General features: G+C 60.9%; 18 protein-coding genes. 11 read left to right on the top strand and 7 right to left on the bottom strand.

The genetic code is table 11. The features are described 5' to 3' along the window. Positions 1-48 precede the first annotated feature (48 nt). Positions 49-1,530: a hypothetical protein gene (locus BMZ91_RS17740; protein ID WP_143076386.1), complete on the bottom strand. Its 1,482-nt coding sequence runs from the start codon at positions 1,528-1,530 to the stop codon at positions 49-51. A 366-nt stretch (positions 1,531-1,896) separates the two neighbouring features. Here BMZ91_RS17740 and BMZ91_RS17735 point away from each other — a divergent pair, with 366 nt between their 5' ends. From BMZ91_RS17735 to BMZ91_RS17715, 5 genes are all read left to right on the top strand, one after another. Further along, on the top strand, positions 1,897-2,085 hold the full coding sequence (locus tag BMZ91_RS17735) for a hypothetical protein (RefSeq protein ID WP_092841700.1): 189 nt from the start codon (positions 1,897-1,899) through the stop codon (positions 2,083-2,085). Continuing rightward, on the top strand, positions 2,078-2,293 hold the full coding sequence (locus tag BMZ91_RS17730) for a hypothetical protein (protein ID WP_092841698.1): 216 nt from the start codon (positions 2,078-2,080) through the stop codon (positions 2,291-2,293). The genes BMZ91_RS17735 and BMZ91_RS17730 overlap by 8 nt, the downstream gene beginning before the upstream one ends. Positions 2,294-2,318: 25 nt before the next feature. After that, a complete protein-coding gene (locus tag BMZ91_RS17725; RefSeq protein WP_092841696.1) occupies positions 2,319-4,613 on the top strand; it encodes a hypothetical protein in 2,295 nt (764 codons plus the stop codon). A gap of 29 nt (positions 4,614-4,642) precedes the next feature. Further along, on the top strand, positions 4,643-6,076 hold the full coding sequence (locus BMZ91_RS17720; protein WP_177193906.1) for a hypothetical protein: 1,434 nt from the start codon (positions 4,643-4,645) through the stop codon (positions 6,074-6,076). A 603-nt stretch (positions 6,077-6,679) separates the two neighbouring features. After that, positions 6,680-7,045: a hypothetical protein gene (locus BMZ91_RS17715; RefSeq protein WP_092841692.1), complete on the top strand. Its 366-nt coding sequence runs from the start codon at positions 6,680-6,682 to the stop codon at positions 7,043-7,045. Between the two features lie 1,448 nt (positions 7,046-8,493). Here BMZ91_RS17715 and BMZ91_RS17710 read toward each other — a convergent pair. Beyond that, positions 8,494-10,788, bottom strand: a complete 2,295-nt coding sequence (locus BMZ91_RS17710; protein WP_092841718.1) for an adenosylcobalamin-dependent ribonucleoside-diphosphate reductase — start codon at positions 10,786-10,788, stop codon at positions 8,494-8,496. A gap of 134 nt (positions 10,789-10,922) precedes the next feature. Between BMZ91_RS17710 and BMZ91_RS17705 the strand changes: the two genes are divergently transcribed. The 3 genes from BMZ91_RS17705 to BMZ91_RS17695 all read left to right on the top strand — a co-directional run bounded on the left by BMZ91_RS17705 (position 10,923) and on the right by BMZ91_RS17695 (position 13,085). Continuing rightward, positions 10,923-11,348 carry a DUF1489 family protein gene (locus BMZ91_RS17705; protein ID WP_092841716.1) on the top strand — a complete coding sequence of 142 codons (426 nt, stop codon included), beginning with the start codon at positions 10,923-10,925 and terminating at the stop codon, positions 11,346-11,348. 206 nt (positions 11,349-11,554) lie between these two features. Then, complete coding sequence (locus tag BMZ91_RS17700; protein ID WP_092841690.1) at positions 11,555-12,199, top strand: outer membrane protein; 645 nt, start codon at positions 11,555-11,557, stop codon at positions 12,197-12,199. Positions 12,200-12,512: 313 nt separating this feature from the next. Further along, positions 12,513-13,085, top strand: a complete 573-nt coding sequence (locus BMZ91_RS17695; protein ID WP_092841688.1) for an outer membrane protein — start codon at positions 12,513-12,515, stop codon at positions 13,083-13,085. An 82-nt stretch (positions 13,086-13,167) separates the two neighbouring features. Here the strand turns inward: BMZ91_RS17695 and hisG are convergent, their stop codons facing one another. The 3 genes from hisG to hisS are packed head-to-tail and all read right to left on the bottom strand — an operon-like array spanning position 13,168 to position 16,429. Next, positions 13,168-13,863, bottom strand: a complete 696-nt coding sequence (gene hisG, locus BMZ91_RS17690; protein ID WP_092841686.1) for an ATP phosphoribosyltransferase — start codon at positions 13,861-13,863, stop codon at positions 13,168-13,170. Continuing rightward, positions 13,860-14,945, bottom strand: a complete 1,086-nt coding sequence (locus tag BMZ91_RS17685) for an ATP phosphoribosyltransferase regulatory subunit (RefSeq protein ID WP_092841684.1) — start codon at positions 14,943-14,945, stop codon at positions 13,860-13,862. Before BMZ91_RS17685 ends, hisG begins: the two co-directional genes overlap by 4 nt. Further along, positions 14,945-16,429, bottom strand: a complete 1,485-nt coding sequence (hisS, locus tag BMZ91_RS17680) for a histidine--tRNA ligase (RefSeq protein WP_092841682.1) — start codon at positions 16,427-16,429, stop codon at positions 14,945-14,947. Before hisS ends, BMZ91_RS17685 begins: the two co-directional genes overlap by 1 nt. Positions 16,430-16,540: 111 nt before the next feature. Here hisS and BMZ91_RS17675 point away from each other — a divergent pair, with 111 nt between their 5' ends. After that, positions 16,541-16,735: a SlyX family protein gene (locus BMZ91_RS17675; protein WP_092841680.1), complete on the top strand. Its 195-nt coding sequence runs from the start codon at positions 16,541-16,543 to the stop codon at positions 16,733-16,735. 4 nt (positions 16,736-16,739) lie between these two features. Here BMZ91_RS17675 and BMZ91_RS17670 read toward each other — a convergent pair whose 3' ends face one another. Beyond that, the gene (locus tag BMZ91_RS17670; protein ID WP_143076385.1) at positions 16,740-17,582 is read right to left on the bottom strand and encodes a hypothetical protein; all 843 of its coding nucleotides are present in this window, start codon (positions 17,580-17,582) and stop codon (positions 16,740-16,742) included. 124 nt (positions 17,583-17,706) lie between these two features. Beyond that, complete coding sequence (gene dnaE / locus BMZ91_RS17665) at positions 17,707-21,207, bottom strand: DNA polymerase III subunit alpha (protein WP_092841677.1); 3,501 nt, start codon at positions 21,205-21,207, stop codon at positions 17,707-17,709. A gap of 624 nt (positions 21,208-21,831) precedes the next feature. Between dnaE and BMZ91_RS21220 the strand changes: the two genes are divergently transcribed. Continuing rightward, entirely contained in the window at positions 21,832-22,107 is a 276-nt protein-coding gene (locus BMZ91_RS21220) for a hypothetical protein (protein ID WP_143076384.1), read from the top strand. A 267-nt stretch (positions 22,108-22,374) separates the two neighbouring features. Next, complete coding sequence (locus tag BMZ91_RS17650) at positions 22,375-23,892, top strand: ABC transporter ATP-binding protein (RefSeq protein WP_092841714.1); 1,518 nt, start codon at positions 22,375-22,377, stop codon at positions 23,890-23,892. Positions 23,893-23,900: the final 8 nt, after the last annotated feature.

Below are 23,900 nucleotides of genomic sequence, written 5' to 3'. Positions count from 1 at the left end.
GCGAAAGAGGAGGGCGCCTGGGCCAATTGTCAGGTCGACGCTGATCGGTCACTTATCTTCCGCCTCATGGATGTATCGCCCTTCGTAGAGCGGGATGGGATTCGGCAAGTCTTCTTTTGCATTGATGCTCAGACCAGTGAAGCGATCGTGTTTGCTCAGGATGTCTCTGATTCGAGCCAGAGGGAAGTCTGGAGGCGCGTTGGAGCCAGTCTGAGGCTTTCCCACGATTCGACGGTTTGGTACCGAGACCGTATAGTCGATGACGTAGCCCGCATTTTCGCTCGCAGTTGCGCGCAGGATTGTGCAGGGGTCGGTCTCGAACACCTGACCATCAGATATGCCGCTGTTGTTCGTGTAAGTTACGACAACGCAACGCATCGTCGTGTCAGACTTGTGCCGAACCATGGCTTTGCCGCCTTCGACGGTGTTGAAAGTATCGTTGTCCACATGCTCTAGGGCGTCGAGATCAGTGGACGTTGCCACCATCTCAAACCCGGTAAAGGCCAACTCGTCCCAGTTATCATGCAGGGTCGCCTCGAGATTGATGTTATTGTTACCGGTCATGGTCAGGGAAAACTCGGTACTGCCGTTGATCAGACAGAACTCTTCTTTCGTCTCCGCGCGCGCGTTGGTCGACTTAGCGGGCGTCTTTGAAGCGGCATTCTGCTCTTCCGAGGTTTTGTCATCTTTCGGCTTCTTGTACTGCCTCAACACGACCAATTGGTGCCCATTCAGTACTTGGACTCCAGCTCGCAGCTTCTCGTCATCATTGAATACACGGTCACACCAGCGGTCGAAGAAGTCGTCAAAGCTCTCGCCCCAACTGTTCGTTCCAGCTGCGTGCGTGCCAGCAAAGGCTTGCCACAACTTGCAGGCGAGACTGTTTTCCGCCGAGCCTCCGCCCTCTTTTGCCCATTGGTCAAAACTCTCGGGATTGAAGGCCAATTCCTTCAGCCAGTTGTCACTAGAGTTGTCGCCAATAACCGTGAGAGGTTGAGGCGGGCAAAACCCAAAGGCGACTGCAATTCGGTAGAGGAAATTCGCGGGAACTTCCAAAACCTCATCCAAACCTGTGCCGACGCCGCCTTTCAGGTATGTGTTCCAAACCTGGTATTCGTTGTAATAGGCACTGGGCAGATGTTTTTTTAGAGGCATTCCCAGTAGACATGTCACGGCCCTTTTGTTGAAGATATCCTTTTCGATGTTCTTTTCGGGTTTCAGTTTTTCAATCAAACCTGCAAAGCCCGCTTTCAACGCATCGGCGTCAGTCAACGCATTCTCTGGTTCTGTTTCGCCGTCGGCTTTGGCGATGTTGAAAAAGTTCTGGAACCGTTGGGGAAGATTACAGTCGGCGAACTTATCATTCTCGTGTTTCGCGTTGCCTCTTTTGATGCGCACGCGAGAAACGCTTACAGGGTCCGGACCTTGCAATTGCGCAACGAATGCCATCAGGAAAACCTTACGCCAAAACGCCTCTACAGGACGCTTGTGCATGGGGTAATCTAAGTGTTTTTCATCAATCGAAACCAATCCCGCATCTCCTTGGCGTCAGCTTTTCCGGGATGACTCGGGTATGTCAACAGGCTCATCGGAAGTATTTCGCAACCGGACGACAACACGGACTGCTTGCGGTGGGGTGGGCGCCGTCGCCGTGATCTCGCGTTCAAGACGGTCGGCGAGAAAAAGGCCATCGCGGACATCCTTGTTACATCCGGATCGGGCGCCTGTGACTTTTCCCGCGAACGGCGCGGATTCCCATGAGAAAACCCCGAGAGCAGTTTCTCTCTTGAGAATCAGCACATGCTTTCCATGGAAAAATCACGAAAAAACAAAAATTTGCATGTGAATGACGCGCCGCCAGATTGACCTCATCAAACCATAGATGAGGAGGCATTCATGCTTGTATTCAACGTAAAATCGCCGGCCATTTCGGAGCTGTCCGAAATGGCGGCCCGATCGCCGCAGATGGATTTCTCGCAATCGCTCTTGCACGCCTATTGCGATCTCATTCCGGCCGTCCGCCTGGCCCGCCAGATCCCGCCGCAGCCGAAAGGCCCGAAGCAGGAGGGCCCGCGCGATGCGTGATCACCACGAGATTCTGATCAAGGAGGCCATGGCCTGCGGTGCAACCCAGGTTGCGCTGCTGACGCGGCGCAAGCGGCACCCGCAACTGGTCGGGCTGGGCCCCGATGGCCACCGCTTCCGGCTCATCGTGACGAAGACGCCCTCGGACTGGCGCTCGGTGCTGAACGAACGCGCACGCCTGCGCCGCATCCTACGGCTCGGGCGTTGATCCTGGCTGGAAAGGGGGCAAGGACATGACTGATAAGCCAGACAACAAGACGATGCGCAAGGAGATCGACGACCTGGCCAGGGAAATGGCGCGGGCCGACGCCGATCTCGAGCTCTTTCTGAAACGCCGTTCGCTCGATCCGGTGGCCTATTACCTGCGCCGCCGTGCCAAGTGGGACGGCAAAGTCGGGCTGGGGTGGAAACCGAAGGGCGTGCGTTTGCCGCCGATGGCGTTGCCCTCGATCCCTTCGCCGGTGCGCCTGGGCTTGGCGTTGAGCAAGCCGCTGGGGCGTCTGGCCGGCGCGCTTTTGCCCGGCACCTGGACGCGGCGCGGTCTGGTGCGGGGCACGGCGCTGGCGCTGGTGCCGGTGTCGGCGGTCGCGTGGCACGTGTCGAACGGCTACATCGAGACCGCCAAGCGCAACCTGCGCTGTTCCGAGGTGGTGGCCATGCGTGCCGAGGATGGCACGATCCTCGATGCCTGGCCCGCTCATGGTACCGATGAATGTGGCGAGCACCGGTCGCATCTGACCATTCCGATCCCGGCCGGGCGAGATCGCACGATGGTGGTCGAGATGGTCGGAACCATCGAGGGCGCCTGGCGCGTCAAGGACACGATCCTGGCCCAGGATCCCAAAGGGGTGGTGCGCAAGCTGGCCTCGATGGTGGGTCTTTTGGGCGATCGGGGTATGACCGGGCCGCTGCAATCGACCTTCGAGACCTTGGCCGGGGTGCCCGGTGGCGCACGATGGTATCAGAAGCCGGTGCTGATGTTGGCGGGGATGCGTTATGCCCATGCCCACCTGCCCGATGATCTGACGCGCGAAGCGTTCATTGCCAACCATATGCCGTTGGTCAAGAACGCGGGGTATCCCAAGGCCGGGCTCTTTGGCGCGCAGCAGCTTTTCGGGGGGATGCCGCAGGGGCTTCTGGAGCAGTGCCGTTTTGCCCGCGCCGCGGGGTTCAGCGTTGATCTGCAACGCGCAGGCCGCCCGATTAGCCCGAATGCCGCCCGCAGCTGGACCGCCAATCTGGGTCCTTCGACCGTGCGCTGCATCAAGTTGCACGGCCGCAACGCCGCCGAGATCGCGGCGGCGATGACGGAATTGCGTCGCCTGTGCGGCGGGTTGGACATCTGCGAGCATCCGCCGTCGATCGATGCCGGCCTGCCGAAGGCGGCCCGGGATCGCGAACAGGCGCGGATCGACGCCTTGCGGCTGCCGGTGGCGCGCGCCTTCACGCCGCTGGCCCGGCCCCTCGGCGGTGGCGAGATCAATCCGGGGCTTTTGCAGAGAGACGCCTGGAAACTGGCCGGTGCGCCGAGCAGCGGCGAGGTGTTGGACACCAGCATCTATGCCCGGGCGCAGGCCAGTCTGAACCAGCGCATGGCCAAGCTTTTGCACGAAGGCGAACACCTTTTGCCAAAGGGCAGCTGCTTTACCGGACGCTGCGGGCATCGCATCGATCACGCTGTTGTTGTGGTGGAACATGGGGCGGGTGGCCCCAAAATCCGCGCCGTCCACATGAACCGCCGCGGTGCCATTACCGGGACGGTCCGGCGCGACAGCGGCAATGGCGGCTATTCCGCCGAGAAGCCGCGGTTCGGACTGGCCTCGACCAACAAGGCGATGCTGGCCCTTGTGGCTGCCGAGAATGAAGTGAGCCGGCTGTGTTCGGCCCCCAATGGCGGTTCGACCTGCGTCGGCGGTCATTGGATTCCGCTGGAAACGGCATTGGGGAAATCGGTGAGTCCGCCCTTTGAGTGGCTGGTTCACCAGTATCCGCAGTCGACCAAGGCGCTGCTGAACGGGTTGCATATCCGCGGCGGCACCGTGGTCTCGCCGGCCTTTGATGCCGCATATGGGATCGGGCGCCAGTCGGCGCCGGCCGACATGATCACCTATTTCGACGCCTTGATGAATGGTGCATCCCCGGGCCTTTCGGTTCTCGGCCAGCCGCTGCTTGAGCCGGTCGACCTGGATGCCCTGGGCTTTGATGCCACGACACGCGCGGCAGCGCGGGAATTGCTCGGGGCACCGTTGCGGGCCGAAGGCACGCTGGCAGCCGCAAACCAGATGCTGCGTGCCCTCGGGGTCCACCCCGAGCTGGCAAAGTCGGGCACCCACACCGAGAAGGGACGCAACCTGGTGCGCACCTCGACGGTTTCCAGCCGCCTGCCCGACGGGCGGGTGTTCACCAGCTTTGTCTTCGCCTCGGTCACCGACAACAGCCAGTCTCTGGGCGATGCCCTGGGTCACTGGGCCATGGCCCCCTGGCACGCCGCCGCGGTCACTGCGGCAATGGCCTCGAACGGAACCTGACTCACAGTTTGATATTAAGGAGAAAACAAGTGTCCATGAGTAAACTCAACCTGTTGCCGATCATCGGCTTCAACACCCTGAGCGGCAGTATTGCCGGTTTCGGGCTGAAGCTTTCGACCCAGGACATCAGCATGGTGCGGGCGGCGCTGGATGCGCTTCCGCAGGGTGGGCTTTTGCCGTCACCCGATACCATGCACCTGCTGGCCTGTTTGCTGATCGGCGGTCTGATCCAGTTCGTCATCACCTGGGCGTGGTCTCAGTCCTTCCGCTTCGGTATCGGGCTGGTTGCGCTGACCTTCCTGGTTATCGGCGGCACGGCCAGCGTGACCTCGGCTTTCCTGTCGGCCACGACGCTGGTGTTCGGCTGGCACGAGCAGACGCTGACCCAGCAGATGCAACGTGAGGCGGTCGCACCTGTCGTCCAGGCGCTTGAGGTCGTGTCTGGCAGGTTCACCGACCTTTCGAGCGGTGTCAGCAGCCTTTCGCGTGAAGCGGACGGGTTGAAATACACCGAAGAAACCCGGGGGGGCACCTGTGAAGGGGACAAGCCGATTGCCCGGCCCGGGCCGCGGTCGCGGATGCGCGATCGCCATGCCGGTTTGCTGCGTACTGCCGCCGACGATGCCGTGGCGGTGTCCGAGAAGGCGGAAGATCTGATGGTCGACCTGTATTCGGCCAAGCCCGAAGCCGTGGATGAGATCTACCGCGGGGCGGTTCGGATGGCGCGGACTTCCGAGATCGGGCGCATCCGCGCCACGCTGGCGAAAATCCGTGACGAGTTGACGAACGGGTTTGTGGAACCTGGCAAGGCCACGCGGTATACTTGTCCGACCCCTGCTTTCCTGGCTCAGGTCACGGCGGCCGAGGCGCTTTTGGCCCAGGCGATCGAAATTCCGAAGACGCCGCCCCTGGTCGAAGACGCCCGCATTGATGCCGCTCTTGAGGTGCTTGTGATGAGCGCTGCCGCCCGGATCGGCCTGACCGAGGGCGAGGAGCTTGATGGGCTCGGCTTTGGCTTCCTGATCGGGGCGCTTCTTGTCGAGATTTTGCAGATCGGCCTGATCGTCAACCGCGAAGGCGCGTTGCGTCGCAATGGGCAGTTGGCCGACCGGTTCGAGGAGTTCTGGAAGGCGCCGCGCCGATTGCCGCCGCGGATCGCGGCAATGTCCCGCGAGATGATGTCGGCCCTGTTGACCCAGGTGCTGTATGTGCGCGGCCGGCCCTACTTCGTCACGGCCACGCCGCCGAGCCTGTCCGATCAGCGGGTCATCGAGTTCTTCGAGCTGGACGCTCCGAACCAAGCGCATCGCGAAGTGCCTCTGTCCCGGCTCAAGCCCGAATGGGTGCACACCCGGCCCGATCTGGCGCAGTCCGACTTGTGCCAGCTCTATCCTCTGCCCAACCGCTGGCGGAGTTGGCTGCGCCGCGCGGTTCGCGACACCGGGATGCCCGCTGGTTCGTGACGCGCAGGATCCAGTTCGTGAAACAGCAGGATGCGGCGGTTTCAAGCGACTGTCGCATCCCCTAAGAAGCTTGGAACCGAAGTACTGGGCTCTCACCCGGCATTTGCTGCGTTTGGTCTGAAAGGCGGTTTTCGGGAAATCGTCGCAACTTTGCAAACTCCGCTTCCTGCGCATTGCTGACCTTGGTGCATGGCGAGGCAAGAGCTACCGCGCAGGCAGGGGTGTGAATGTCGGCTTTTCACAATACGAACCAATGATCGTGCATATGCAGAGAATTTCTGCAAACCGCCCATCTGCCAGAACCTACACATTGATATGACGTATAGCGCTGGCAGTATGAGGGGTTTCTCAACTCCTGATGGTTTATCCCAAAAAAATTGCAGAAAATGTTTCGTCGTTGCGCCATTCGGCCCATATTACTCGGGAAAGCCGAAATCATCGAGAAGAACAGCTGACGAAAGGAGCCACGACAGACCCCGCCACCTTCTGATCTGCGCGCCCTCATCGTGAGGCGCGAGACTCAGCGGTTGGCGATGACATGAACCTCCGAATTCCATGACCGCCGGGACGAAACCTGGCATTTTCTTACCAACCGGAGGCAAAATGTATCACAAGAAAATCATCCCGAATGCCAGCGTCCAAATCATTGATGTCGGCGAAATAGCGCTTCGAGCGTTTCTGTCGACCCACGACGAGGCGCTCGGCCATGCGGCCGACTTGCTCGCGGATCGGCGCGGGGCCAGGCTCATCAATGCGATCCGCGACAGCCTCAACCAGCCGGGGCCGCTGACGCGCCGCCTTCGCCGCCTGCTTCTCGACCTGCGTAGTCTATTGTTTCTCGACCATGCCTATGACGAATATTGGGATGATGCCGAATGCTTTGTGACGCTGGATCCCGACGATCCGATCGTACCCGAGCTTTGTCGGCTTGCCGACGGTCTCGATAACGCATTGCGCGGTGCTGAGTGATCTCCACGTCAGATGACCGCGCGGCCTGACGCACTCCCCACACCGCCGTGCACACTGTGTCGGGGTGTGGCACCAGCGGTTTACCTAAAAAATCTCGACCGATCTGGGTTTTTTTCTTCGTGTTCGAGAAAAACGACCAATGTTCTCGTTACCAGCACCCTACCAGCCCGCGAAACCAGGCAAAGGAGCCAACCACTCGCGATCTCTTCCCCACGATGCACGGACCATGACGCCGATGAAACCGGCACCACCAGCACCGGTCTTGCATGAAAAGGAGAACATGCTGCTCATCACCACCAATCTGGACACAAATCAGGCCCATTATGACGCGGCTGCAGCAACAGAGGCACATCTGCGCCGCCAGGCGCAGGCCTCTGTGATCTGCTCGATGCACTCGATGCACTCGATGCACTCGATGACCCGAGCCAATTCGAGGCGTTCTGCAACCTGCACCGCGACTTCGTCAGCCGTTCCCGGATGTCGGTTTTGTAGGGCCCGCGCTTCGCGATATCCACCGCGTTCTGGTGGAGCAGGCGCCATCATTGCCCGACCGCATCAGCCTCGAGCGAAATATTCCGGCGTCTGATATGATCTGGCGGCATGGCGCCCGGGTGAGCGAACCGCTCGCGCGGCTCTGCACCGCGCGATGATTACCGAAACAGGCCGCGCCCCAACCGGGCGCGGTGGCACATGCGACAGGACATCTGTGACGTCAGTCTCCGAATTCTGTTAGAAATTCGGGGTAAACACCGCCAATCTCTGGGTCGAGCGGCGCTCTATCAATCTCGACCATAAGATCGCATAGGTCACAACCATTTGGCCGAGAGAACAATCCAACCTCACCACCCCAGCGGCGCAGGAGGCGTTCATCTTTCTCGGTCACGATATCGAAAACACCCCTGCCAACCGCCACGCGTGCCGCCCTTATTCCGGCGGCCATTCGCGACACGACGCCCTAAACGCTTTTGCGCGGATCGAGAATGCATTGCGCAGGTCACGTTTTCTGTAGAACACCAATCACTTCAATAGCGAAGGGCGGCGCGAGCCGCCCTTTGTCGTTTCTGCAAGGTGTTATCATCAATTGCTGCCCCTCTACATGCACACAATCATGGCAAACATGCATGCCGGTCGTGTTCTGATGTTTGCCTTTTCCTGGTCATCGCATCTCAATCACGCCGAAATGCATGGAAACCGCCCGCGCCCAGAAACTCGCATGTCTGCGAAGTCAGCAGGCAAAAAGATTTTAAAAATTATTTGAATCCCTGTAATCATAGCCCCATATCCTCCAAGATTAGCGGCGAACCTTCGTTCGCACTCAATGGGCCGGGAAAGCGGCTAAATCGGGCGTTTCCGCCCGATTGACCTTTTGTGCTTGCAAAATGGCTATTTCAGCCCGGCCAGTGGCCACTAATTGGTAGTCAGAACACCTAATTGAACTTAGCGTTTCATTAAGAACACTTGGAATGCCCGCAACTGCCGCAGGTCATGCAGCCTTCGACCATGTGCATGCCAAACTCACCGCAGGCCGGACAGGCCGGGCCCTTGGGCGCGTCGCCAAGATTGACCACCTGCGCCTGCGGGTCGGTCTTGAGGCCCATGCCCTCGCCCTCAAGAAAGCCGATCTGCACCATGTGCTGTTCAAGGATACCGCCGATTGCCGCCAGAATTGAGGGCACGTATTTGCCCTGCATCCAGGCCCCGCCGCGCGGGTCGAACACTGCCTTCAGCTCTTCGACCACAAAGCTTACGTCGCCGCCGCGCCGGAACACCGCCGAGATCATCCGTGTCAGGGCGACGGTCCAGGCGTAATGCTCCATGTTCTTGGAGTTGATGAACACCTCGAACGGGCGGCGATGGCCGTTGAGAACGATATCGTTGACGGTGATATAGATCGCGTGATTGCTGTCGGGCCATTTAAGCTTGTAGGTCGCGCCTTCCAATTCGGTCGGGCGATCCAGCGGCTCTGACATGTAAATCACATCACCGCCCTCGCCCGGCAATCCACCCGGCACCTGCGCGGCGGTCTCGCCAGGGGCGGCATTGCTGGCCTCGCTCACGCTTAGAACGCTGCCGGTCACGTCATTCGGCCGATAGGTGGTGCAGCCCTTACAGCCCAGATCCCAGGCCTGCATATAGACGGTCTTGAACGCCTCAAAGCTGATGTCTTCGGGGCAGTTGATGGTCTTGGAAATGCTGCTGTCGACCCATTTCTGGGCGGCCGCCTGCATTTTCACATGATCCTCGGGCGGCAATGTCTGGGCGTTGACGAAATACTCGGGCAAGGCGGCATCGCCGAACTTTTCGCGCCACATGCGGACCGCGTAATCGACCACCTCTTCCTCGGTGCGCGAGCCGTCCTTCTGCAAGACCTTTCGGGTATAGGAATAGGCAAAGACCGGTTCGATCCCCGAGCTGACATTGCCGGCATAAAGGCTGATGGTGCCGGTGGGCGCGATGCTAGTCAAAAGCGCGTTGCGGATGCCGTGTTTGGCGACCGAATCGCGCACGTCGTCATCCATCGCCTTCATCGTGCCGCTGGCAAGGTAGGCGTCGCGCTCAAATAGCGGGAAGGCGCCTTTTTCTTTTGCGAGATCGACCGACGCCAGATAGGCCGCCCGCGCAATCGCATGAAGCCAGTCCTCGGTTTGCTGCACCGCCTCGTCGCTGCCATAGCGCAGCCCGACCATCAGCAACGCATCGGCAAGCCCGGTCACACCCAGACCGATCCGGCGTTTGGCGCGCGCCTCGGCGGCCTGTGCCTCAAGCGGGAATTTGCTGGCATCGACCACGTTGTCCATCATCCGAACCGCCGTGCCCACCAGCCGCGACAACGCCTCTTGGTCAAGCGCGGCTGCGGCCTCAAACGGGTCGCTCACCAGTTTTGCAAGGTTGACCGACCCTAAAAGACAGGCGCCATAGGGCGGCAGAGGTTGTTCGCCGCAGGGGTTCGTCGCGGCAATCGTTTCACAGTAATTGAGGTTGTTGGCGGCATTGATCCGGTCGATGAAAATCACGCCGGGCTCAGCGAAATCATAGGTCGCCTGCATGATCCGGTTCCACAGATCGCGCGCATTCAGCGTGTGATAGACCCGACCGTCAAACACCAGATCCCAGGGGCCATCGGCGCGCACCGCCGCCATGAAGGGGTCGGTGATCAGCACCGACAGGTTGAACATCCGCAACCTGGCCGGATCGGATTTGGCGGCGATGAACTCCTCGATATCGGGATGATCACAGCGCATCGTCGCCATCATCGCGCCACGACGGCTTCCGGCGCTCATGATGGTGCGGCACATCGCATCCCAGACATCCATGAAACTGAGCGGGCCACTGGCGTCCGCCGACACGCCATGCACCTCGGCGCCCTTGGGGCGGATCGTGCTGAAATCATAGCCGATGCCGCCGCCCTGCTGCATGGTCAGCGCCGCCTCGCGCAGGTTGTCGAAAATCCCGCCCATATTGTCGGGAACCGTGCCCATGACGAAACAGTTGAACATCGTCACCCTGCGCCCGGTGCCCGCGCCGGCGGTGATCCGCCCGGCCGGCAGGAATTTGAAATCTTCCAGCGCCTCGTAAAACCGCTCTTCCCACGTGGCCTTGTCCTCTTCGACCTCGGCCAAAGCGCGCGCGATGCGCCGCCAGCTGTCTTCAACCGTCAGGTCATGTGCCGCGCCATCCGCCGCCCTGAAACGGTATTTCATATTCCAGATCTGTTCGGCGATCGGGGCGGCAAAGCGTGTCATGCGGGCGATTCCCATTTGCGTGGAGGAAACCCACCATAGCCCGGCGGCCAAATGATTTCCATACGCAACTGCGCCCTCTCTTGCAGTTGCCCGCAGGGACGCTACGATATATGGCGCAGTCCGGGGGAATGCGCATGACATTGCATCTGATCAAACTCAGCGTGGGCACCAAGTCGGTCGAGGATCTGATCGCTTGGCAGGACAACCCGCGTGCCAAAGGGGCGGATGGTCATCCGCGTCATGTCACCCGGATGTGGCCCAAGCGCGAAGCAGAGCTTTTGCAGGGCGGCTCGATCTATTGGGTAATTCAGGGGCTGGTGCAATGCCGCCAGAGCATTCTGCGGCTGGATGAGGTGATCGGGGGCGACGGAATCCGGCGCTGTGCGATTGTTCTGGACCCTGCGATCATCCGTACCGCCACCGCCCAGAAACGCCCGTTTCAGGGCTGGCGTTACCTGCCCGGCGCCGATGCCCCGCCTGACATAAGCGCCGCGCGCAGCAGCGATGACGCCCTGCCACCAGAGCTTTCGGCCGCCCTGGCCGATATCGGGGTGCTCTGAGGCACGCGGCACGGCCTCCTCATATGACAGGATCCGGACACGACGCCCTCACTGTTTATTGAATCCTCGCGATGGCAACGTTCATTGCCTTGGCACCACCTGCGATTGATATTTATCCCATGGTCATCGCCCCAGTCGGGGTGCCCGCCATAACGCACGAAACGATGAGACCCCCGTAACAGGAAGAGTCGCGAAAGGATAAACCGATGCGAACACCGATTTCCCTTATCTCAGCTGGGCTTATGGCGCTCGCCGCCCCTGCTCTGGCTGAAACCAGCCCTGCCGCGCCCGAGACGACTTTTGCAAAACCAACCCTGATCCAGTTCGCGCCCCCCAGTGTTGCGGGTACCCCCGCAGCTGTATCAAGCCAAAGCCGCCCGTCTTTCGGCGGCACGGTCAACTGGACCGGTTTTTATGGCGGCGTGCAGGCGGGCATCGGCTTTGTCGATACCAACCGCTCTGGCAGTGACGAAGACATCATGGGCGGCTTCACCCTCGGGTATGACCACGATTTCGGCCAGTGGGTGCTTGGTGGTGCGCTTGATTACGACTTTGCCGATATTGACGCGGGGCCCAACAACTCGATTGAGGAAATCTTTCGCGTCAAGGGCCGCGCCGGGTACAAGATCGACCGGGGCTTGGTCTACGGGACGGGCGGCTATGCGATTGCCAATACCGATACCGCAGGCAGCGACGATGGTTGGTTCATCGGTGGCGGTTACGAATACATGATCAGCGATCAGTTTTCGATCGGTGCCGAAGCACTCTATCACGAGTTTGACAGCGTCAATAATTCCGGCACCGACATTGAGGCCACAACCCTTCAGGTTCGCGCCACCTACCGCTTTTAACCTCGGTTCGGCGTTGAAAAGGCGGGCGTGTCCTCCAGCATGCCCGCCTGCTTTCCCGACAAGGGAACCGCCCTGAATTTCATCCGTAGGTTGCAATTTCAGCACAGTTATCTGCGGAAAACCGCCAGTTATCGCCTGATTTAAGCATATATTGGCCACTCACGCGGTAGTGATCTAAGATAGCACCCAAGGCCCTTGTCCGATGCACTCAAACACCCGATATCCTCGCTGTACGGTATCGCCGTGCCCCGGGCAAATCTCCTCCCCGAACGACACGCCCGCGGCAAACAACACAACTATAAAGGAGCATTCCATGCTTAAGACAACAACAGCACTGGCCGCTGTAACCGCCCTTATGGCCGCCCCCGCATTTGCCGGCTCACCTGAGGCCCCCGCGCCCGAGCCGGTTATCGCAGCCGCGGTGCCCGTGGCCCCGGCTAGCCCGAACTGGACCGGTTTTTATGCCGGTGGTGAGATCGGCTATGGCGATTTCGACTCCACTCCTGGCCCGAGCGAAGATGGCATCCTTGGTGGTGTGATCCTTGGCTATGACTATGACCTCGGCAACAACGTCGTTGTCGGTGGCGGTCTGGATTATGATTTCGCCGATATCGACGGTCTCGACGAAATTTTCCGCGCGAAACTGCGTGCCGGTTATAAAATCGGCAATGGCCTGCTTTACGGCACCGGCGGTTACACCATCGCAAGCACCGACAATGCCGGCAGCGACGATGGCTATGTTGTCGGTGCCGGGTATGAGCACATGATCAATCAGAGCTTCTCTGTTGGTGGTGAGGTTCTTTACCACGACTATGGCAGCTTCAACAACTCCGGGGCAGACCTTGACGGCACAACCGCGCAAATCCGCGCCGCCTTCCGCTTCTGATCGACTTAACCTCTTCAGAGCGAACCTCAACGGGCGGCCTCAGGGCCGCCCGTTTTCGTATCTCACAGCTTGTGGGCCCCGTTCAATCCAGCCCAAACTTTGCCTTGAGAGTCTCAAGTGCGCGTCGATCCTCGGCCTCCATCGGGGCCACACGCGATTTGAACAGTGTCGCCTGCGATTTGAGCATCAGCCCGTCATCCAGGATCTTGAGGTGGTTCGCCCGAAGCGTATCGCCGGTCGACGTGATATCGGCAATCGCCTCAGCGGTTTCGTTCTTGACGGTGCCTTCGGTGGCGCCCTGGCTATCCATCAACTGGTAATCGGCGACGCCATTCTCGCGCAGGAAATCGCGCACAAGACGGTGGTATTTCGTGGCAATCCGCATCCGGAACCCGTGCCTGAGGCGAAACGCCGCCGCCGCCGCATCAAGATCGTCAAGCGTGCCGACATCGACCCAACAGGCAGGCACCGCCAGCACAAGATCGGCCTGCCCGAACCCAAGCTCGGCAAGCTCCTTGACGCGATGTTCCCACTGGCCAAGCTTTTCGCGCACAAGATCGGTGCCCGTCACGCCCAGATGGATGCGCCCCGCCGCAAGCTCGCGCGGGATTTCGCCCGCCGAAAGCAGGACAAGTTCAACATTATCAATACCCTGGACATATCCCGCATATTCGCGATCCGACCCCGAGCGCCCGAGCGTGATGCCGCCTTTGGCGAACCAGTCAAAGGTCTTTTCCATCAGCCGTCCCTTGGACGGCACTCCTAGCTTGAGGCTCATTGCGCGCCCTCCAGACCAAGCACCAGATCCGGGCGGATCACCCCGCCCACCGCCGGTATCTCGCGTCCGCGCCCCAACTGCCGGGTCAGCGCGTCATAGCGCCCGCCGCTGGCCACAAGCGGAAGGTCGGGGCGGCCCTCGGCGGAAAATCCGAACACGAAGCCGTCGTAATATTCCATCTGCGTGCGCCCATAGCTGGCCTCGAAATCAAGCGTTTTCACGTCGATCCCGCGGGCCTCCATCGCGTCAAGCCGGGCGGCAAGCCGATCAACGGCGGGCAGGATCGCGGGCATATCGACCGCAATATCGCGCAGCCGTTCAAGCGCATTCAGGCTGGTTTCACGCACCGCAAGAATGGCATCAATCAGGTCCACTTCGGCCCCCGATATCGGCGCCGCCGCCTGATCTTCGCGCAGCGCCCTGATCCGCGCGGCAATTTCATCGGGGCCACGCAGCCCGATCATCGCGCCCGCATTGGCCATCGGATCGCCCGCCGCCAAAAGCGCCTTGCGGGCCTCGGGCACTGGCGCGCGCCCGGAAAACCGGTCAATCAGCGCGCGAAACCGCCGCGGCCGCCAGATATGGCGCCGCAGCGCCGCCTTGCGCCGGTCGGTGGTCTGCAAGCCGTCAACGGCGGCCATCAGGATACCGATATCGCCGGTCGCGGCGCGCAGACCAAGCGGGCGCAGAATGTCGTAGAACAGCGCGAAAACTTCGGCATCCGACGCCTCGGGCGCGGCGCGCTCGAAGATTTCAAAGCCGACCTGAGTATATTCATTGCTGCGTGCCGCGTCATCCTCTTGCCGGCGAAACACCGCGCCGGAATAGGTATAGCGGGCGGGCTCTGCGCCGTGCTCCATATGCATCTGAACCACCGGCACGGTGAAATCGGGGCGCAGCATCTGCTCGCCGCGAAGCGCATCCGAGGTCACATAGGCACGCGCCCGGATGTCTTCGCCGTAAAGATCAAGCAGCACTTCGGCAGGTTGCAGAACCGAGGTTTCAACCGGCACAGCGCCCGCCGCCTCAAACAGGTGGCGCAGGCGCTCGGCCTCGGCACGGATCGCGGCACGCTTTGGCATCAGCCCTGCCCGCCCAGGATTTCACGCACCTTTTCAACAAGCTCAGCGCGTGGCACCTCAAACTGGCTGGGCCGTTCCTTCCATTCTTCCAGCGTGGCATTTTCCGCGATCTGCGCACCAAGGATAAGGTCCTTGATCTGCACCACGCCCTTGGCCTTTTCATCGCCGCCCTCGATCACGGCAACGGGACTGTTGCGCTTGTCGGCATATTTCAACTGGTTGCCAAAATTCTTGGGGTTGCCAAGGTAAACCTCGGCGCGAATACCCGCGGCGCGCAATTCACCGACCATTGCCTGATAATCGGCCATTCGCTCGCGGTCCATCACCGTGACAACCACCGGACCTTCGGCCTTGCCGTCCAACCGCCCCTTGGCATGCAGCGCCGCCAAAAGGCGGTCAACGCCGATGGAAACACCGGTCGCAGGCACTTCCTGACCGGTGAACCGCTTGACAAGATCGTCATAGCGCCCACCGCCCGCAACGCTCCCGAATTGGCGCTTGTGGCCTTTTTCGTCCAAAATTTCAAAGGTCAGCTCGGCCTCGAACACCGGCCCGGTGTAATAGCCAAGCCCGCGCACGACAGAGGGGTCGATCACGATCCGATCAGGGCCATAGCCTTGGGCCGCCAGAAGGTCGGCGATCACTTCTAGTTCGTCCACCCCGCTGGCCCCAATATCCGACCCGCCAATCGCGCCGCGCAGGTTGCCCAGCGTCGCAGTAGTATCCGCACCTTTGGAGGTCAGAAACGCCAGCACCGGCGCGGCCTGTTCGTCGCTCAACCCGACACCGTCGATATAAGCCCCCGACGCATCAAGACGGCCCTTGCCGAGCAATTCGCGCACGCCTGCTTCGCCGACCTTGTCGAACTTGTCGATGGTGCGCAGCACCGCGTCGCGTTGCGCCGTGTCGCTCAGGCCGGTTGCCTCAAGCACACCGTTCAGAACCTTGCGATTGTTGATCCGCACGATGTAATCGCCACGCGGGATGCCGACCTCTTCAAGGCAATCGGCCAGCATCGCGCAAATCTCTGCATCCGCAGCCACGCTTGGCGCACCAACCGTATCTGCATCGCATTGATAAAACTGGCGAAACCGCCCCGGCCCCGGCTTTTCATTGCGCCAGACCGGCCCCATGGCATAGCGCCGATAGGGGGTGGGCAGATCGTTGCGGTGCTGGGCATAAACCCGCGCCAAAGGCGCCGTCAGATCATAGCGCAGCGCAAGCCAGTCGCCATTGCCGCTCTCATCCGCTTCCTGCCAGGCGAACACCCCCTCGTTGGGGCGGTCCACGTCCGGCAAAAACTTGCCAAGCGCCTCGACGGTTTCCACCGCGCTGCTTTCCAACGCGTCAAACCCATAGCGATGATAGACCCCGGCTATCTGGCGCAGCATGGCGGCGCGCTGGCTTACCTCTGCTCCGAAATAATCACGAAAGCCTTTGGGCGTTTCGGCCTTGGGGCGGGGCTGTTTCTTGGGCTTGGCCATGGCTCTGGTCCTTGCGGGTTCTGTCGTGGCGCGGTCTAGCCCAAGGGCCGCGCGGGGGCAAGCAGGGCGTAGAGAGTTGACCGGCAGCGCGCGCACCGATAGAGCGGGGGAATGACCGAGCTTGAAGAGAAAATCGCGCATCTCACACGCGCCGTCGATGACCTGTCGGACGTTGTCGCCCGCCAGGACCGCGAGATTGCAAACCTGGCCGCGCGGCTTCAGATCCTGATCGAGCGTGAGGCAGCCCGCACCCCCGACAGCGATGGCGGCGTCTATCTCGGCGACGAGCGCCCGCCGCATTACTAACGCGTTAGCCGCCCTTGTGGCTCAGGGCGACCATTTCACGACCATGCAAAAGCATCTCGGACCACTCGGCATTGCCTCCAAAATTCTTGTAGATGCTCAGAAAAACCGTATCCCGCTCAAGCTTGGACAGTGACCCGCCACAGGGCGTCTTACGCCCGACGCGGCAGACCCTTGATTTGATCTTTTCATAGGCCTTGTCGGTATCACTATAGGGCTGCACCGTGGCGGGCAGACCATAGCGCAACTGCTCATGCATCTCGACAGAGCCGAACATCACCAGCGAGGCGGTGACTTGCCGGGCACAGCCATCGTCAAAGCCGGTGATGTAAAAGCTATGCGGGCCAATGTCGCGGGGATCGCTGTCATAGAGCCTGTAGACCGGGCGTTTCTCGGGGTACTGCTGCACCCGTTCCCCCATCGCGGCCTTATCAAGGCCACAGATACGCGCCGCCTGACCGTAAGGCAGAACCGTGCCGAAGGCGACCTCGCTGGTGGCGGATGCCGTTGCGGTCGAGGTGTCGGGGCGCAGGAAGCTCAGGAAACCGCCGCGCTTTTTGGGCGCCTCTGGCTCTGGCGGCTCGACGAGGGCAAGCTGTGTGTCGCGCTCGGGCTCAGGCTCAGGCGTGGCCTTTGCCGCCTCTGACATGGCAGTTGCCTCGTCGCTGTCATCGCCGCGCAACAGCTGTGCAAGAAATCCGCCACCGCTGGCCACATCGGGACTCTGGGTAAGGCCAACGCGGGGCGGCTCATCGGCAAGGTCCTGATCGCTCAACCGGGGGATTTCATCCAAAGGATCGCTACAGGCGACCGCCAACAGGCAAAATGCCAGATATACCGCCCGCCGCATGATCTGTGTCCCCCCGTGCATCCTCGGGCGCATCTTAATCAACTGCGCGCGCCCCGGTCCAGCACAGAGACCGCACCGCGCGGGCATCGGCCCTTTATGGCCGGACCGGATGCGCGAAACCCGCCTAGATTTCCTCGACCGTGACCACACCACTCAGGCTTTTGATCGCGCCCTTGATCTGCGGGGTGACGGGGTATTCCTGTCCGCTGTCGACCTCGACCTCGCCGGGCAATCCCTGCCCCATCAGGCAAAAGTGGATCGGGCCGCGCCCGCCCGCCTTGACGGTGCGCGCGGCGTTATCAAGCACCGAGGCGACCGAGGCGATCACCCCCGGCTGATCTATGAAAATCCGCAAACCCACGGCCCCGGCATCGGCAACCATCCCGTCAATCGGCTGGACGCTGCGACACAAAAGCTTGAGTTGATCCGATTCCATGGTCGCCTCGGCGGTGATCACCACCTGCGCGCCGGTTTCAAGAAAGTCGCGAGATTTCTCAAGGGTTTCGGAAAACAGCGTCACCTCATACCCGCCGGTGGTATCGGAGAGCTGCGCAAAGGCAAAGCGGTTGCCGCGCGCCGATTTGCGCTCTTGCCGCCCCGCGACAACACCAGCCATCTTGACAAGCAACGGCCCGCTCGCCGCGCGCGCCGTGACCTCATCGAGGGTTTTGACATCCTTGCGTTTCAGCACCGTCATATAGTCGTCAAGCGGATGCCCCGAGAGGTAAAAGCCAACCGCCTTGAACTCTTCGCTCAGCCGCTCTGCGGGCAACCAATCCTCAAGCGGGCTCATCCGTGGTTCGGGCAGGTCATCGCCCGCCTCACCAAACAGCGACACCTGATTGGAGTTTTTCTGATCATGGATCGCGGCGGAATAATTCATCAGCCCCTCAAGGCTATCGAACACCCGGCGGCGGTTGCGATCAAGCGCATCGAATGCCCCGGCCCGCGCCAGCATCTCAAGCGGGCGCTTGCCGATCCGCTTGAGATCAACCCGGCGGGCAAAATCATAAAGCGTGGCAAAGGGTTTGTCCTCGCGCCCCTGAACGATCAGCTTCATCGCCTCGACGCCGACATTCTTGAGCCCGCCCAGCGCGTAATGCAGCGCCCCGTCGCGCACCACAAACGTCGCCTCGGATCGGTTCACACAGGGCGGCACCCAGTCAAGCCGCAGGCCCTTCTTGACCTCTTCAAAGTAGACCGCAAGCTTGTCGGTGAGATGAATATCGCAATTCATCACCCCAGCCATAAACTCGACCGGGTGATTGGCCTTGAGCCAGGCTGTCTGATAGCTGACCACCGCATAGGCGGCAGCATGCGATTTGTTGAAACCGTAGTTGGCGAATTTCTCCAGAAGGTCGAAAACCTCATTCGCCTTTTTCTTGGCGACGCCGTTTTCCATCGCCCCTTTTTCAAACTTCGGGCGCTCCTTGGCCATCTCCTCGGCGATCTTCTTGCCCATGGCGCGGCGCAACAAGTCGGCGCCGCCAAGGCTATAGCCGGCCATGACCTGCGCAATCTGCATCACCTGTTCCTGATAGACGATAATGCCTTGGGTTTCCTCAAGAATACTGTCGATCAGCGGGTGAATGGATTCAATCTCGCGCAGCCCGTTCTTGACCTCGCAATAGGTCGGGATGTTCTCCATCGGGCCGGGACGATAGAGCGCCACAAGCGCCACGATATCCTCGATACAGGTGGGTTTCATCCGCTTGAGGGCATCCATCATCCCCGAGCTTTCAACCTGGAACACCGCCACCGTCTTGGCCCGCGCATAAAGCTCATAGGTCTTTTCATCGTCCAGCGGGATTTGCCCGATGTCGTTTTCCGCACCCTCGATCGGCGCGTAGATCGCGTTGCCATCCGCCGCGACATGAAGATCGCGCCCGCCCGCGTGAATCTGTTCAATCGCGTTCTGAATGACGGTCAGGGTTTTCAGGCCGAGAAAGTCGAACTTGACCAAACCCGCCTGTTCCACCCATTTCATGTTGAACTGCGTCGCGGGCATATCGGATCGCGGATCGCGGTAGAGCGGCACCAGCGCATCAAGGGGCCGGTCACCGATCACCACACCGGCGGCATGGGTTGAGGCATTGCGCAACAGCCCCTCGACCTGCATGCCGTATTTCAACAGGCGGTCCACGACCTCTTCGGCCTTGGCCTCTTCGCGAAGCCGCTCTTCCTGCGCCAACGCCTGTTCGATGCTGACGGGTTTGACACCCTCAACCGGAATCATCTTGGAAATCCGGTCAACCTGCCCATAGGGCATCTGCAACACCCGCCCGATATCGCGCACCGCCGCCTTGGACAAAAGGGCGCCAAAGGTGATGATCTGGCCAACCTTGTCGCGTCCGTATTTCTCTTGCACGTATTGGATCACCTCCTCGCGGCGATCCATGCAGAAATCAATGTCAAAGTCGGGCATCGACACCCGTTCGGGATTGAGAAAGCGCTCGAACAGCAGGCTATAGCGCAGCGGGTCAAGGTCGGTGATGGTCAGCGCATAGGCCACAAGGCTACCGGCGCCAGAGCCCCGCCCCGGCCCCACCGGAATATCGTGATCCTTGGCCCATTTGATGAAATCGGCAACGATCAAGAAATACCCCGGAAATCCCATGCCCTCGATAATGCCAAGCTCGAACTCAAGCCGCGCGGTATAGTCTTCAACCGAGGCCGCATGCGGGATCACCGCAAGGCGCGCCTCAAGCCCGGCAATCGCCTGACGGCGCAGTTCTGCAACCTCGTTATCGGCAAATTTCGGCAGGATCGGATCGCGGCGATAGGTGCCAAAGGCACAGCGTCTGGCGATCTCGATGGTGTTTTCCAGGGCCTCGGGCAGATCGGCAAACAGCGTCACCATCTCCTGCGGCGTCTTGAAATAATGCTGCGGCGTCAGGCGGCGGCGCGGCTGGCTCTGATCGACATAGGCCCCGTCAGCGACGCAAAGCATCGCATCATGCGCCTCATACATCTCGGATTTGGGGAAATAGACATCATTGGTCGCCACCAGCGGGATATCCATCGCATAAGCCATTTCAATCAGCCCACGCTCCGACAACCGCTCGGCCTCGGGCGCACCGCCCTCACCGGGATGGCGCTGCAATTCGACATAAAGCCGGTCGCCATAAATCTCCTTGAACTGGCGCATCAGGGCCTCGGCCGCCGGGCGCTGCGCGCCGCGCAAAAGCCGCCCCACCGGGCCATCCGGCCCGCCGGTCAGGCAAATCACCCCCTCGCCATGCTCGGCCAGATCACCAAGCGTGACATGCGGCAATTCCCCGTCGTCGCGCAGATAAAGACAGGAGTTGAGCTTCATCAGGTTTTCATACCCGCGCTCATTCTGCGCCAACAAAACCACCGGCGCGGGCGGCTTGGCGCGCTCGCCCGGCGTCGCCGTGATATAGGCCAGATCCACCTGACAACCCATGATCGGCTGAATACCCGCCCCGCTGGCGGTCACCGAAAATTCCAGCGCCGCAAACATGTTGTTGGTGTCGGTCACCGCCACCGCAGGCATGCCCGCCGCCGCGCAAAGACCGGCAAGTTTCTTGAGCCGCACAGCACCTTCCAACAACGAATACTCGGTGTGAACGCGCAGATGGATGAATCGGGGATCAGTTGTCATAGCCGCGACACTAGCCTTGCCGCGCGGCAAACAAAAGACTTGCCAAAGCCTGTTTTCACAGCTTTCGCAAAGTTACATCAACCACGCCCGCCTTCGACGCCTGTCTCTTCTTTCTGCCACAACTTCACGGACGCGGCGCTTCACCCGGTACAAAGCGCCGTGATCGACCATCACGGCTCGCAATGCGGCCTTTGTGCCGGGGCTCATCGCCTCAATGGCCGCCGCGCATTTTAATGGCGAGCGCGATCATGACCGCACTCTTGCGGATAACCTCTGCCGCTGTACCGGCTACGCGCCAATCCTCCGCGCCGCCAAAGCCGCCGAACAACGCATGGTGCCCGGTTGGATGACACAGGACCGCCAAAAGACTGAACGATCCCGGCTTCTTCTGGCCGGAAATATCCTCGGGGGGGGCCAAAGGCCGGGGGGCAGACAGCCCCCCTCCGCCGCTCCACCCCAAAACCACCGATGAGTTGGCACGCTATTACGCCAGGCATCCCGATGCCACGTTGATCGCGGGCGCGACGGATATCGGGCTTTGGGTCACCAAGGCGGTGCGGGTGAGATGTTGAGCGAGGTCTTCACCGCCGTCGGCACTGATCGAAGGCTGGAGGGTGGAACCGATTGAGCGGCCCACCCGCGCGCTTTCCCGAGGATATTCCCGAGGGGGTCAGCGCCCTGCCCGCGCAGGACCCGGAGCGCATGGTGGCATATGCCCCGATGAGTGCCGACGACCTGATCCTGATCTATTCGCATGCGCTTGATCTTGAGCTTTGCCATCGCTTGCCTCGCCATGTCCCGGATCAGATCGCGCATCACCTGTCCGATTGGCGAGCCTGCGCTTGGCAAGCATCCACAACTGATTGCGATTGGTGTGGTGGCAGATGTCTTGCGCCCTGATGAAATTGCGGGCACAAAACCAGAGACAGTTTCGCATGAAATTTGAAAGTTCCGAAAAGTTTGCCAAGGCAAAAGGCATTTCCTTACAGGTAAACAATGTCTTGACGGATGCAGAGTGTCACGGGGTACGATCGCACAGAACGCCGCGCCCTGACCGGCCGTCGAGCACAGGACTTGTCAGGCGACATCATGCTTTCCTAAGCTTTGGGCAGAAAGGCCAATTGGAGTGAAAACAAGCGGGAAAAGACGATCAGGGGAGAGCCCCACGTGACAGGCGACCTTCTAAGCGTTGTGGGCCTGACTAAGGCCTATCCCGGCGTTGTCGCCAATGACGCTGTGTCCTTTGCAATCCGCGAGGGCGAGGTGCATGCGCTTTTGGGCGAGAACGGCGCCGGAAAATCGACCCTGGTCAAGATGATCTATGGGCTTGTCACCCCCGACAGCGGCAGCATGACCCTGCATGGCGCGCCCTATGCCCCGGCAGAACCGCGCGCAGCGCGCAGTGCCGGCGTCGCGATGGTGTTCCAGCATTTTTCATTATTTGATGCGATGAGCGTTGCCGAAAACGTGGCGCTTGGCATGGAAGAGCCGCCCGCCCTGCGCGACCTCGCCACCCGTATCCGGGATGTCTCGGAGACCTACGGCCTGCCGCTTGATCCGTTTCGCACGGTTGGCGGCCTGTCCGCAGGCGAGCGCCAGCGGGTGGAAATCATCCGCTGTCTGCTACAGGACCCCAAGCTTTTGATCATGGATGAGCCGACCAGCGTTCTGACCCCGCAAGAGGTGGACATCCTGTTCACCACCCTGCGCAAGCTGACCGCCGAGGGGGTGGCGATCCTTTACATCTCGCACAAGCTTGAGGAAATCCGCGCGCTTTGCGATCACGCCACAATCCTACGCCTGGGCAAGACGGTTGGCACCTGCATCCCGCGTGAGACCTCGGCGCGGGCGATGGCCGAGATGATGGTGGGATCGGCCTTTGCCGCCCCCGCGCGGGCCGATCGCGATCTTGGGCCGGTGGCGATTGAGGTCGCGGGGCTTTCCCTCACCTCGCCCGGACAATTCGGCACGGCGCTCAAGGACATCAGCTTTGCAGTGAAGGAAGGCGAGGTTCTTGGCATTGGCGGGGTGGCTGGCAATGGGCAGGACGAATTGCTTGCCGCGCTCTCGGGCGAGGCGCTTGCCGTGCCAGACGCGATCCGCCTCAAGGGTGCCGGAATCGGGCGGCTTGGGCCGTCCGAGCGGCGCGCACGCGGCCTTTTGACAGCCCCCGAAGAGCGGCTTGGCCATGCCGCCGCGCCGGACATGAGCCTGATCGAGAACACGGTTCTGACCGCTGCGGCGCGCGAGAACCTGATGCGGAACGGGTTTCTCAAATGGGGGGCGGCCGAGGCATTCACCCGCAAGATCATCGCCGCATTCGACGTGCGCACCCCCGGACCCGGCACCGCCGCGCGCGCCCTGTCGGGCGGCAACCTTCAGAAATTCGTCATCGGCCGCGAGGTCTTGCAGCGCCCCGAGGTTCTGGTGGTCAATCAGCCGACCTGGGGGGTGGATGCCGCTGCTGCCGCCGCGATCCGTCAGGCGCTGCTTGACCTGGCGGCGAATGGTGCGGCGGTGATCTGTATCAGCCAGGACCTTGACGAGCTTATGGAAATCTCGGATCGGTTTTGCGCGCTCAACGAGGGGCGGCTGTCGGATATCAAGCCCGCAGAGGGGCTTAGTGTTGAGGAAATCGGCCTTATGATGGGCGGGTCGCATGGCATGGAGGTGGCGCATGTCTGATCTGGCGG

This window comes from Roseovarius lutimaris, assembly GCF_900115165.1.
Taxonomy (GTDB): Bacteria; Pseudomonadota; Alphaproteobacteria; order Rhodobacterales; family Rhodobacteraceae; genus Roseovarius; species Roseovarius lutimaris.
The sequence above is the reverse complement of the archived record's forward strand: the minus strand, read 5'-3'. Positions and strand labels throughout refer to the sequence as shown.